13 protein-coding genes and 1 pseudogene are annotated in these 12,539 nt (G+C 43.0%); 2 read left to right on the forward strand and 12 right to left on the reverse strand.

Features of this window, described 5'->3' with window-relative positions:
* Window positions 1–37: 37 nt before the first annotated feature.
* Together J3B89_RS04520 and J3B89_RS04525 are read right to left on the reverse strand one after the other, a co-directional pair.
* A pseudogene (locus J3B89_RS04520) lies at window positions 38–231 on the reverse strand (IS256 family transposase); the annotation flags it as partial.
* Window positions 232–325: 94 nt separating this feature from the next.
* Complete coding sequence (locus J3B89_RS04525; RefSeq protein ID WP_215396292.1) at window positions 326–1,132, reverse strand: trypsin-like serine protease; 807 nt, start codon at window positions 1,130–1,132, stop codon at window positions 326–328.
* Between the two features lie 1,161 nt (window positions 1,133–2,293).
* Between J3B89_RS04525 and J3B89_RS04530 the strand changes: the two genes are divergently transcribed.
* Complete coding sequence (locus J3B89_RS04530; protein ID WP_215396293.1) at window positions 2,294–3,388, forward strand: hypothetical protein; 1,095 nt, start codon at window positions 2,294–2,296, stop codon at window positions 3,386–3,388.
* Between the two features lie 5 nt (window positions 3,389–3,393).
* On the opposite strand, the gene J3B89_RS04535 is transcribed toward J3B89_RS04530, so the two are convergent.
* From J3B89_RS04535 to J3B89_RS04560, 6 genes are all read right to left on the reverse strand, one after another.
* A complete protein-coding gene (locus tag J3B89_RS04535) occupies window positions 3,394–4,257 on the reverse strand; it encodes a 4'-phosphopantetheinyl transferase family protein (RefSeq protein WP_215396294.1) in 864 nt (287 codons plus the stop codon).
* Window positions 4,258–5,017: 760 nt separating this feature from the next.
* Window positions 5,018–5,383, reverse strand: coding sequence for a hypothetical protein (locus tag J3B89_RS04540; protein ID WP_215396295.1), 366 nt, complete (start codon window positions 5,381–5,383; stop codon window positions 5,018–5,020).
* Between the two features lie 18 nt (window positions 5,384–5,401).
* A complete protein-coding gene (locus tag J3B89_RS04545) occupies window positions 5,402–5,926 on the reverse strand; it encodes a hypothetical protein (RefSeq protein WP_215396296.1) in 525 nt (174 codons plus the stop codon).
* Window positions 5,923–6,225: a hypothetical protein gene (locus J3B89_RS04550; RefSeq protein WP_215396297.1), complete on the reverse strand. Its 303-nt coding sequence runs from the start codon at window positions 6,223–6,225 to the stop codon at window positions 5,923–5,925. Before J3B89_RS04550 ends, J3B89_RS04545 begins: the two co-directional genes overlap by 4 nt.
* Window positions 6,222–7,397 carry an Arm DNA-binding domain-containing protein gene (locus tag J3B89_RS04555; RefSeq protein WP_215396298.1) on the reverse strand — a complete coding sequence of 392 codons (1,176 nt, stop codon included), beginning with the start codon at window positions 7,395–7,397 and terminating at the stop codon, window positions 6,222–6,224. Before J3B89_RS04555 ends, J3B89_RS04550 begins: the two co-directional genes overlap by 4 nt.
* Window positions 7,390–7,620, reverse strand: a complete 231-nt coding sequence (locus J3B89_RS04560) for a hypothetical protein (RefSeq protein ID WP_215396299.1) — start codon at window positions 7,618–7,620, stop codon at window positions 7,390–7,392. The genes J3B89_RS04555 and J3B89_RS04560 overlap by 8 nt, the downstream gene beginning before the upstream one ends.
* A gap of 115 nt (window positions 7,621–7,735) precedes the next feature.
* Here J3B89_RS04560 and J3B89_RS04565 point away from each other — a divergent pair, with 115 nt between their 5' ends.
* Window positions 7,736–7,945, forward strand: coding sequence for a helix-turn-helix domain-containing protein (locus J3B89_RS04565; protein ID WP_215396300.1), 210 nt, complete (start codon window positions 7,736–7,738; stop codon window positions 7,943–7,945).
* A gap of 249 nt (window positions 7,946–8,194) precedes the next feature.
* Here the strand turns inward: J3B89_RS04565 and J3B89_RS04570 are convergent, their stop codons facing one another.
* The 4 genes from J3B89_RS04570 to J3B89_RS04585 form a co-directional block, all read right to left on the reverse strand.
* Window positions 8,195–10,027, reverse strand: coding sequence for an AAA family ATPase (locus J3B89_RS04570; RefSeq protein ID WP_215396301.1), 1,833 nt, complete (start codon window positions 10,025–10,027; stop codon window positions 8,195–8,197).
* The gene (locus J3B89_RS04575) at window positions 10,024–10,455 is read right to left on the reverse strand and encodes an ABC-three component system middle component 2 (protein ID WP_215396302.1); all 432 of its coding nucleotides are present in this window, start codon (window positions 10,453–10,455) and stop codon (window positions 10,024–10,026) included. The genes J3B89_RS04570 and J3B89_RS04575 overlap by 4 nt, the downstream gene beginning before the upstream one ends.
* Window positions 10,452–11,552 (reverse strand): ABC-three component system protein, encoded by a 1,101-nt coding sequence (locus J3B89_RS04580; RefSeq protein ID WP_215396303.1) that lies wholly within the window; start codon window positions 11,550–11,552, stop codon window positions 10,452–10,454. The genes J3B89_RS04575 and J3B89_RS04580 overlap by 4 nt, the downstream gene beginning before the upstream one ends.
* 186 nt (window positions 11,553–11,738) lie before the next feature.
* On the reverse strand, window positions 11,739–12,440 hold the full coding sequence (locus J3B89_RS04585) for a hypothetical protein (protein WP_215396304.1): 702 nt from the start codon (window positions 12,438–12,440) through the stop codon (window positions 11,739–11,741).
* Between the last annotated feature and the right edge of the window lie 99 nt (window positions 12,441–12,539).

A 12,539-nucleotide genomic window follows, 5' to 3' on the forward strand; every position in this document is an offset into this window, starting at 1 on the left:
CTCTCGGTTCATGATACGGCTGGGCAAGAGCGTGTATTTCAAGCTCTATATCGCCATGAATACTGCGTACAGAGAGTTACCGATATTTTTACCGATAGCATTATGTTTGGCAAAGTTGCTCCATCTCAGCTTCAAGGGCACGCTCAGCAAGCTTTTTGGTGAACTGCTTAAGGATACCTTGTCACCAAGCGGGTCTTCAGACGATTTGTAGTCAGCCAATAACTGATCGATAAGCTTGACTCATAATGGTATTCTTTATTCTTTTCAAATACAAGGGATGCCTCTTACACAGATTTTTTATACACTCACATTTAATATGTCGCCATTACGGCTGTACCGCTATAACACTTTCAATCCACTCTTGATAATGACTCATCCGAACATTACAACTGACTTGGTCATACCGCCCAGGTGTTCTGTTAGTACTTTGAAGATCAGACCATGAAGTCAATCCTGCCAACAACCATTCCGTCTCAGCCTGAATCAGAACTGGCCCGCCGCTATCTCCACTACCTGATCCGCCTTCAAGGGGTAAAGCATCCGCTGGGTTATCGAACACATAGCAAAACCAACGACCATCAGCGCTGCTGACTTTATTGTAAGCACGACGAAGTTCTGTACGGTGAGGGCTGCTGGATTCGTAACCGCTCATTCCGTTACCCGTTGCGCCTTTTCCTATAATCTTAACGATTTGGCCGAACTCGTTACTTCTATTGTAAACAGTCACAGGCGAGATATCATTAATTGGTTGCGCTAATTTCACCAGTGCGATGTCATCTGAGGAGGCGAGAAGAAGCCTGAAAAGCGTCCAATCCCACGTAGATAAAGCTTGCTCAAGTAGCAGTTTAGGTGGTGCATTGTAGCCGGGATGTACCTTGATGCGTTCAACAGCTCTGGGTATACCGCCAACCGTTATCTGTTTGATTTCAGATTGCCATGTGATCGCATGAGCAGCGGTAATCACCCATTGCGGGGCAATCAATACACCATGCCCCACACCAGGCATGTCGGCCAGAGCAGGAAGCTCATCCGCATGAACCCGATACTTTGAATCATCTATGTCGTGACGAACAACGATGGCGCTTACGCTGTAAGACACAACAAGCAGTGTTAAAAGCAAAAATCGAGGCATTTATGTTTCCTTTGGTAGTCCCTTTTAAGGCTAACACCTAGGGCTTGTTGAACTTTGTTTATTGATTGTTAGTCATTAAGATGAAGCTGGTATATTAATTTCACCATAAACTGACCATGCCAACTCATCATATTAAGAACAATATTAACAGATGAATACTGGACAAAGCTAATTCGATTAATCCAAAAGCAGGCCGAGCCTATTCCGAACTGGAACGTAGAGATACTTTTTACGTCAAGCTGTGTGAGGTTGGTGTTCGGTGTGGTAATCAAAATCAACGAAAAATCGGTGTTTGTGGTGAGCGAAGATAACCGGCAATGGAAAATCCCGCCTTAGCTAGTGCGGGTGATGAAAGGGGTTTAGTGATAGCAGTCAGAGATCTGAAGGTTGGTGTCAAAACGTCCAATTTTAACTGGTCAAGCTCTAGCGACTGCTACAGCTCATTTTCAGGCTTCTGCGTTGCCCGTTCTAATTTGGCGATGCGTTTTTCCTACATGCGCTCCATTGTGCTCAAAATTTCAGTCTGTTCAAGCAGCATTTTCCAGGCCAGTTCCACATCGTATGGCAGGGATTTGGGTGTCTATCTCATGGCCATTATTGTGACAGCCCAGAGTAATAAATAATCCAAGTTACTAACGTAAATAAAATATATATTTATTATAAATATTGACATGTGTTTGTAAATATCATAAGTTTATCATCTTTTGATAAGCCTAAAATTGTGTGCTTGTGATAGATTTCAGTCTGTTGACGAGTCGGCACCTATAACTCATTATTTGTCATGATCACTTGAGAATTAACAAACGGCAAAAGATTTACTCACCAATAAATAACTTTAAATAAAAAGGTTTAAGTAAATATGGATTCGATAGCAAGCCTATTGCGTGAAATATATAAAGATGCATATCTAGAAGGCCGAAAAGACGGTTTGGAGGGACTGCATACTGAGCCTCAGATAGTATTTGAAAACTATATAGTCAATGAAAAAGTGTCATTAAAATTGTCGAATCTGGGTTATACGTCCTCTTTTATCCTCTGTGAAAGCATAGAGGGCTAATGTTAAGCGATATTCCTACTTAATTTGGCGGCAAGATTGCTTGCTGCCAACTACTGTAAGATCTAAAATACTTTGACATAATATTGAATGAGTGGAGAAAGCTAGTGAGTGTTCTGTCTCTGGAGCAGAAACTAACTGCAAAACTGAATAGTATGGATTTTTCCAAAATCCTCATTGAGCAGCCGTATGAGTACAAATCAATTTTCCTGAACCGCATCCAGCCCGATCAGAGTAATGCCCGTTTTTTCCCGGCTGTAATAATACCTGATCAACTTGCTTATCAAATCGCCACCAAAAGACTGTCAAAAGCTCAATTAATAGAGCGGTTAGATTGCCGAAATCAGGTTGTGATTGGTAAGTCCTGTATTCTGAACTGCTTTAACAATAGCAGCTTCGAGTGGAAAAAAGCTAATGCCAACATTGCATCTATCCTTGAGCTAGCAGCAAACTTATCCGTCTCTGAGCTGATTCAAGCGCCGAGCATCTATCCACTTGAAAGCAATAGTTACCAGTTGCTGACTGGCCACCGCCGTTTTTTCGCGATGATCTATTCTAACGGCATCGACGGCGCAGCACACTTTAAGGTCTACAACCAACAACCATTGTTACCGCGCACTAAACAATTCCAAGAAAACGCTAGCCGGGAAGATTTACCCCAATATGGTAAACTGCAAGCGTTTCAGGAAGCAATACTAGAGCTTGAAACCTTAAGTGCAATGCGACAACGAACTGAGAGTAAAGGACTAACAGTTCGGGAAATTGCTAGTTTACTGGGTATATCCATGGGAGCATTTGACAACTATAACGTGTTGACTCGCTATCCGGCTGTGTTAAAGGCTTACCAAAAGGGTAATTCGATACCTTTTATCACGATGAAGAAAATCGTGCTTACGGAAGAACAACGCATCCGCAAAAAAACCGGCCAGAGTATCCTGAATGTAGAACACAAAAGGATGATCGATAAGAGAATTCATGACATTCTAAATGATATTAAATCTCCAGTGACCGCCGAGAAGAAAAGACATTACCGTTTAGGAACTGTCGAATCACCAGAACTGATGAAATTTATCCTGACAGAAAACATACTTGCTCTCGACTGTGGCATTGACTGGAACCTCTTGGACTGGGAACAGCCAAAAGCTGTGAGTGAAGCATTTAAGCATGTGGTTGATTATATCAAAGAGCAAAAGATACAGTAATGGCATCACTGACTGTTCTGAGAACGTAAATCGCTTTTTCTGCAATCTTCACTAATACTGTCCAGCCATTGAGTATTAACTGAGTTACTGCATACCAATGTAAGGACATCAGATTCACGGCAATTGAACCAGCAGAGATATTTTTGCTGAGGTGCTCTGGCAGCTACCCAGTTGGTGGTTAGTTGCAGCTGTAACCATCCGTGTCGACCAGTAATCATGGAATCACCTGCTAACTCAGAGCATTCCTCTAGTTCAGCGGCATCGAAACTAAAATATTCGCCAACAAAAGGACATATTGCTTTAAATAGAGCTTCTTTGGCCGAAAATAACAGAGTAGTTGCCTGCGCGTCGGTAAAGCCGGCTCTCACTAGTACATGCAGTTCATCTGGATTGTGAATAGATCCGGCTATTTCACTGGCTTGCTGCGAGGACAGCCAAAGTTCAATATCAACACCAACAAAATTGTTAACAGCCAGAGGTTGCGTTAAAACAGCAGCACAAGCACTGTATTGGTGATGCGTAATAGAGCCTGTCACTACCGCAGGCCAAGTCGGAGCCCTCAGCGCACCAATACCAATCTGTGGTGGAGCAGGCTCAAACAACCCGCTTTGCTGCATTGCAAGACGCCCCAGATATCGGCCAGCCAAATATTCTGCTTGCCTTTTCATTACAGCGCCCCCAATGGACGCTGGAAAGTCTACCGCTAGATCAGCAAAGTTAGTCTGTTGATAAGATTCAAGCGAGAAGTTTCCACGAGCCAAAATCAATCGTTGCAAAGTATCGCTGAACAACTGAATTTTGGAAAGACTAGGGACTGTGTTGATGGATAGTGGCAATCCAGATAAAAACGGAAAAGGCGTACGAGACATAGTCAGCTAATTCAATTATTGGTTTTACAAACCGATTAAACCAAACCACACCATAAAGATACTAATTATCAAAAGCAATTAATTGAAATAAATTAATTTGTTAATTTTTTTGGCAAGCGGTTCTTAGCCACGGCAGTAAAGTATTTGTCACGCTTAGTTAAGGCTAAACGTAATTGAACCCGCGCTAAGCGGGTTCTGTTTTATCTAGTGCAATAATTACTGCATCATTAAAACCAAGGACGCACCGATTGTCTCATTGTCCTTAATGTGTTTTATGAGGTTATCAAACCCCCTGAGACACATTTTCTGTTCATTAATGTCGGCAATCCTCATTCCGACCCGGTATGTACAAAACAACGTCTCGACCACCCCGCATTCTTCATCAATAATAACAACAGCAACTTAACGAATCAGCTGTAATGGATAGGGCGAGCACTCACGAATATTAATCCGTACCAACACTTTTGGACACCTTGCTAATTGAGTACCATCGCTTAACGAGGTGAATAGTGTCAACATTGAAAGTGTTTCCAATGGCCTTGTCTATTGTTAAGTGAGTGTAACCATGCAACCAAATTTCTGGCTGGTATTTGTCGACAAGCTGATTGAGATAGCAGCCCCAATATCAACATAACAGCAGCTAACTGTTCTACTTGCGATCAAATTCACAAGAAATTTTTTTATCCTTTGATAAATTCTCAAACCATAAAATCATCCAGCGCATTATAAATTGCGCTGGATGAAGTGCATTTCATAGTGATTAATTAACCTGCATACCCCCAGTCAAGTCGATAAACGACACACCGTAGCAAGACTCCCCTAGGCAGCGAAATACCAGCTTCTGCCAGTGCATCAGCATCAGTTTGTGGCCGATGAGCGGTATTACATCAAGCGGCTCAAAATATTCGGCGCCAGCCTTTTCACCGACTAACCAGGTAAACTCATTATTTTCCTGAATATACAGGCCCCAGCCTGCTTCAAGGTCTCCTTTTATGCTGGTTTTACACACTACCTTGGGCAACTCTTTCGCAAGACCATACCAGTCTGCCAGGCGGCCAGAATCGATCAGGATAATCTCGTTATGTTGCCGGGTTTGATAAGACGAAATTGGCGTTAGTATTTGCATAACAGCTCCTAGATCCAATTAATGAAGTTGACCGGTGGCGTCTGCAGTTTGCATAAGCGCCCGACAACACTGAATAACCGGATGAGACTCGTGCTCAATTGGGCCAAACTGCTGCGACTTTTCAGCCAAGAAAGTACATATTTGGATCAACACTGGGCTTACCAGAAAGTGCTCTATCTCATCTAAAAAGCCGCTTTCCTCAGAGCATTCCAGTAATCCCTCCATCCCCAAAAACGCATACTGGTAAGCATTTTGAATGCAAATGATACGGCGGCTAACCCGATAATCAGCAGACAGGCTAAACCCAAAAAGCAACGCAGAGGCAATACAACCTTGATGAGCCAGCATTTGGCAAAACGCCTGCTGCTCAACGCTGTACAGCTGCTGAAAACCATGGCGGCCCTGGCGCGTGTACGGATATAAAAAGCGTTGGTGTATACCTTTAATTTGCTTAACACGGTTGGACTCTGCCACCTGCTCAGACGTGATAAAATTCCCCAGCCAAATATGGATGGGGGAGTATAAAAAGGTTAAATCGCTCATTGCATGTCTCCCATAGGCACATCATGGTCTAGCAGCCAACGCACAAAGTTACGCTGCAGCGCCTTAAACTCGACTTCTCGCACACAGCTGACGCAGCAGCATTGTTGTTTAACCCAGTTATAAACCACCTCAGTATTGTCATGAGGCTCCCCCGGGCAAATAAATGCAGCGAGTTGGCGCCCATGGGGGTCTATCTGCAGCACGGTGACCAGGTGCAGCGTGAACTGCCGCACCTTCTTTCTAAACGTGTTGTCGAGTAACTGCTGCCGGAAGATGGGTGAATGTTCAATCTGGATCATGCTTTATCTCCTTTGCGATGGGCTTTTAACAGCTGGTCAAACGCCGAGCCGTCCTGACGCGTCAGGTTGGGCACATAGCGGCTATACACACGGAATAACATTTCTGTGGTGGTATGCCCCATCTGCCTGGCAATCCATTCAGGGTTTTCACCCGCACCCAACCAGAGCGTGGCGGCGGTATGACGGGTCTGATATGGCACCCGCTCTCTAAGGCCACAGGCTTTTAGCGTGGGATACCAAACTCGTTGGGTTATGTTGCGATGGTTAAACGGGGTGCCATTTCGGGTGGCGAATACAAACTCTCCATCGCCAGTGTGTTTGAATTGCCGCTTCAGTGCATCACGCACTGGCTGCGACATGCGAATTTCACGCTGCGAGCCATCGTTTTTAGTGTATCCCACCTGCCCGATAACCCAGGTCTCCCGCACCAGAATCATGCCACGGTCAAAATCCACAAACCGCCATTTCAGGCCATCGATTTCACCGGTGCGCATCCCGGTAAAAAACCGCACAATAAAGTAGTCGGCAAATTTCTGCGGCACATGTTGTAAGAAGGCATTCACTTCATCCAACGTGAACGGGTCAACGTCACTTTTCTGTACTTTCAGTGGTTTTAACCGTTTGGGCGCAGTAAACTGATAGCGGTCGGCTGCTTCGCTTAGGATCATCTGGACAACTTTCAGATGACGGTTAATGTAACCTGCTGAAATCTGCTCTCCGTTTTCGCGACGAACTTTGCCGAGTGTGGCGCGAAATTGGATCAAATCAGCCTTAGTGATGTGGTCGACCTCCATCTTGCCAAAGTGTGGGATAAGCCGGTTCCCTACCAAGATGGCCATTGTCTTACGGTACGAATCGCGCCAGCTCACCTGCATTTCATCCAGCCAAATCACGGCGAACTCTTCAAAGGTAGGCAAACGTTCTGCTCTATTGCCGGCGAGCAAGCGCTGTTGCTGCTTTTCAAACCGCGCCACCATTTTGCTGTTGGGAAAATAGCTGCTGTACACGAAGGTCCCCAACAAGATTTCGGCCTCGATTTTCTGCAGTAGTTTCTCCAGCGTTTTGCGATTTGCCTGTGTGTCAGGCAAAGCTGTTTGTTCGCGGCAGCGCACGCCCATGTATCTGAAATCCAGCTGTAATGCGCCGGAATCCCGTTTTCTTAAACTACCCATGTGCTATACCTCCGTTTGCCATTGGGATGAAAGTCCTCGATTGAGGTTTACTGATGTCTTTTTGAATGGCTTCCCAGATATACAAAATCTTACGGCCACCAAAAGGACGGATGTAATGCACGCCCTCATGTAACACTCTATCTTTAAGCGTTTCACGAATAGTTCGCGCATCGTACTTAATGAGTTTCGACAACTCTTCCGTAGTCAGGTAGGTTTGTGCCATACTTATAACTCCTCTTAAGAAGGCATTTTTGCTTCTCTAGAGACACATTATTACACCCAGAAGGTACTTGTCAAGCTCATTTTGTATCTTTTGAGAATCATTTAGGTGCTTTAAAGTGATAAAATGCAACTTTTCCGCGCTACTTGGCGCAAAGAAACTGAAAGTTACAGATGTGATGAGGGATACAGGGATTAACCGCAGTACCTTGACCCGGCTATATCACGAGACAACAACGCGTATCGACTTTGAGACGCTTGAAACGCTATGCAAATACCTGGAATGTGATATCGGGGATTTTCTTGAGATAGCAGATGAAGAGGGTTGAATAAAACCATCTTCATCTAATTCTAATATTAGAAATTGGCCCTGACGCAGATGTACAATTTAGTTTTGGATAAAATGTCTGCTATGAGCGAAAAGCGGACATTAACACTCGCAATAGCGGACAATTTAGATCGAAGCGGAAAATTTTTCCGAGTGTTTGCGCTTTTTATACGTGATATGCATGATTATCTCTATGTCAGAGTTTGGCTAATGGAGGACCTTGGCGTAGACAAACTAAGCCCTCGTTCAATCAGTTCTTTATGCTAGATTGCAGCAAAGGAAAAAAACCATATCTCCCAACACTATCGTTGCCTGAAAAATGAATGTAATTCATGGATTGGTGTAAATCCTCGTCAGGTTCTTGGTTGTCCAAGACGATTAACTGCTTGCCAGAATAGTAATCACATAAATCACGGTAAAATGCGTAGATCAAATTATTTGATATGAATACTTCATTATTTGATGCTTCTTGGCTTTCGTCTTGTTTTTTATAGGTGGTTAAAGGCGAATCAAAAATCACAAAGCCAGGATGACGCCCCTTTGGAAACAAATATTCCATCAAGCCGAGCAGAATTGAAGAAAAACAAATTGCACGATATCCTTTCCCATAGTGACTTCTAGGCTTACCATTGATCACAATATCTCTAGCTGCTATATCAAAAATGACTTTGTCACCATTTGGGAAACCCCATCTTTTCAATATTTTTGATATTTCATTGCCCAGCTCAACTACCTGCTTTGAGAAGTCGGGAAACTTATAACTATCTGAGATTTTACCGTGCTCTACTTGTAGCTTTCCAATTTCCTCGAATATTTCCTGTCGTTTCTTTTCTTGATCACGCTCTGTTCTGAATTTGGAACGGACCAAATCAAGCTGCTTCATTACAGCGCGGTTTTCATTGAACTTACGTACTATATTCTGGGCTAAAATTTCATCCAGCCTTTTAACCTCCATCTCCATCTCTTCCAATTTCTTCCTGTTTGCATCAATGGCTGACTGTACAGACTCTTGGGTAGAGTTTAAATCATTGAGATGAACATCAATCTTCCTAATCTCAGCAATGTTGGCCTGCACAATTACGTCTAAATCAACATCATCCTGTTCGATAATTTCGCTGCCGCAAAGTGGGCAGTTTGCAAAACGTTGATGCTCCATATAAACAATTGCTTCGGAGTTAGCCTCTAGCCGTTCACGATCAGACAGGTATTTATTTTCCAGCATTCCAAATCTTTGATAAAGCACATTGTCGTCGGCTAGTTTCTCATAGATGGCCATAACCTGCTGCTTAGCATGATTTCTTTCTCTCACAATATTGTCATTAGCCTGAACAAGCTCATTTAATTCTCGATCTGCTTCTTCGTACGCGTTTTCTAATTGATCAAGAGCAGTGTCCAGTTGTTCCAAAGTATTCTCACTATCCTTTTCTTGAGGGAAAAAACGATCCAAAAACTCTTGGAGGTTCTCAATCTTCCTGCCAATTTTTTCTTTGGAATCCCTCTCCTCCCTGCACGCCAATATTGACGAGTCATCTTCACCGGTTAGCAAAGTTTTAATAAATGATGTTTCTAATGTTTTTTCCGTATTCTGTCCTTTACCGAATGGTGAGCTTTCCGAAATAATTCGCTCTTCGTCAACCAATAGTATTTTCTCGAAAATCCTCAAGGTTAGTGAGGATGGCTTCATGCGTTCCAGGCCCATAACTAATGTTTTATTATCAAGCCCTATTTGATCTAAAAAATAGCTGGATAGGTTTGGGTTCCCCTTATGGTTCGGCTTCAATACGGTCACAAGGTTATTATTGTTGAGCTCAGTAAGAGTAACATCTGCCTTCTCTGCAAGTTCTCTCGACAAGAGAACCTGTTTGCCATCGTTCAGCTCAATTGTAACTTCGAGATGAGTGTATCCCTTAGACTGCTCAATTTGCTTTGGAGGCTGCTCCGATCCAAATATGAATTGAAAGCACTTAGTTATGTACGACTTACCAGTGTCTGAAGCACCAGCAATTACATTAAGACCAGCTTCAAACTCAACAGATGCTGTCTCTTTTCCTGAGCCTTTTACTTCTAGCTTTTTAATAATCATGCAAAACTCTTCGCCAGCTCTGTAATTTTCGTATTAACAATGCGCTGCTTGTTATCGTGAATCCAGTTCAATCTAATCCATGCCTTTTTGTAATACGGTGACTGAAGACATGATACAAATTCAATAGTGCTTTGATTGCTTTCGTAGTAATGACCATCAGGCTTGACAGCCAAACGTATCAACCCCCTTTTCAAAAGAAAATCTATAGCCTTTGGGAGCATTTCCCTGCGGTGAGCAATTTCTGCTACATGATTTGGCAATGCAGGATGCAAATTATCTGGGCCATCGAACTCATTTGAGTAGAGCAAGGCATAATCTAGTAAAACCAAGTCATCCAAGCTCTGCTGTGAATTCAAAGCCGTCAACATCAAGCAAATTCGTGTGCCAAGCTCAATCGGGCTATTAAAGCTCTGATAGCGTTCCTTCATGAACTTTCCTCCTTGACCCACTTAATACGACTTGAGTTAACTAGCTGATGGCACATTCCCTTTTTATCCTGAATTTTTATGTACGGTCTCAGGGGGTGTGAATCATATGTAATTTTGGTTGCATGTGCATTGGTCTCCAAATAGCGCACATAACCATTTTCATACTTGCTTCTAACTGTTGCTGAAACAGCCTCATAACATTCTTCCACAAGGTCATCATATGAGTTTTCAGGAAGCCAATCACGGGAAAATTTCTCAAGCCCCTCTGCAGCATAGAAGTTTTTGCGAGCACTATCATATTCTTCTTTATAGTCACTTCCGACCACTAAGGACGCTGCCTTAAACTCTGATACGCCTTCAGCATCAGCAAAAGCATTTAAAAGTTCATTTGTATAAACAACTTCATTATCAGACAGCACTTCGGGCGGAGATTCAAATCTGGGCCTTTTTTTCACCTGAACACCAAAACGCTTCGCATGGAATTCTGTTTTTGAATGCAGTTCAATTATCTTAATTGGTGGCAGATGATCGAAGATACTAAAATCGATGGTGTCAATGAAGGCGCGCAATTCGTCTGTAAGCGCAATATCATCATCTCTCTTAGTTGTGATTTTACTCTTACAATCCTTATCCCATCTAGATAGGAGCTGAGTCTTTAACCTGCCTGGGTCATTAAGATGCTTTAGTAAGTCATTGGATACGCCCTGGGGAGCAACAAAGTAATAATGGGCTGGAATAGTGAATTCGCCCAGATGAGCGTAATGAATGACCTTCGCTATCTCCAATAAACCCTGCGCCAGATTAAGCTTATTACTGTAATGCTTGCACTGAAAATTTTCCCATAAATTAGGGGCTTTGTTTGAATAGGCGATCACGTCTCTTCCCTTATCACCGCCTGCACCACAACGGACTACACGCGAATATTGGGTTTTCCAGTGTGTCACCAGCTCTAGCGTCAGATCTTCCCAAGTGTCAGCGCTGAATAGTTTGAGATAGTCTAATTGCGATACTGGTGCACCAGAAGAAACTTCAAGTGAGGTCAATATGTGCTCATCTGATTTAGGGGCAGCTATTTCTATTTCGTTCGTATCAACCATCTCAAACCTATTAAACAAATTTCAATTGTATTCGCACTTATTTTCTTCGATTAAACACTTGATTTGGCAGTTTCTAAACAAACGTCGGCTTTGGGTCAAAAGTGGGCATATTAGGCCCGCCGTATAATGTCCGCATTTTCGGCTAGTTTGGAGCGCAGCGGAAAAAAGTCCGACAACATGCGCTTGTTACAAGTTGCTTGGCACAAGTTTTAAAGGCTCCCGAATCAAAGAATCAGTTTCAAATACGCTTGCAATATCTGATAGATTACCAATTTTTAAAGGATATGGCCCTGCTGCATGTTTTTGCTTAAATGCAATTCTCCACTCGTGCTGCCATGAGTAGTCAGAAAATTTATCGAATACGTCCATTTGGCCATGATGTTCTTCACGGCTCAAATACGAAACCTGCTTTGCAAGCACATTGTCTTCTCGTAGGGTGTATATATTTAGATCTTTAGCAAGAGCGTTTCTTAACCTATTATCAAACTCGATAATGTTTGAACCACCTATGACAACTGCCCGATTACCAAATTTTACAAACTTATTGTTTAGGGAAAGGCCGGAATCACCTGCCTCCAATATGTTTCCGTCACTGATCTTGGTCATGCTGTAAATGTTAATGTCACCTTCATGGTTGTAGCGCAGATCTACTTTACCTACAGCTCCTTCCAAAACGTGATCACCGAGCGAGATTGTGAGTCCCTCAGCTTTATAGCTTGCAGCTAAACCTTCGTGAATATCTCCGCGAAGTGCTACATCTGCATCCTCGTAGCTTCTGAAATAGTCAATGTTATTCATGAATAAGAGACCATCATTTAAGAATGAGTCAACATACCTCTCATCCATAAATTTGATAAGAACACGAAATATTTCATAGGGGTCTTCCATGCACGACATTCCTTATGACTTGTAACGCTTTAGCGTTTTATCCGGCACGTAGTTCAGTGACGGCTAAACGCCTGTTGAACGGCACGGTTCGCTTAATTT

It is taken from the genome of Rheinheimera oceanensis, assembly GCF_018831085.1.
Classification (GTDB): Bacteria; Pseudomonadota; Gammaproteobacteria; order Enterobacterales; family Alteromonadaceae; genus Alishewanella; species Alishewanella oceanensis.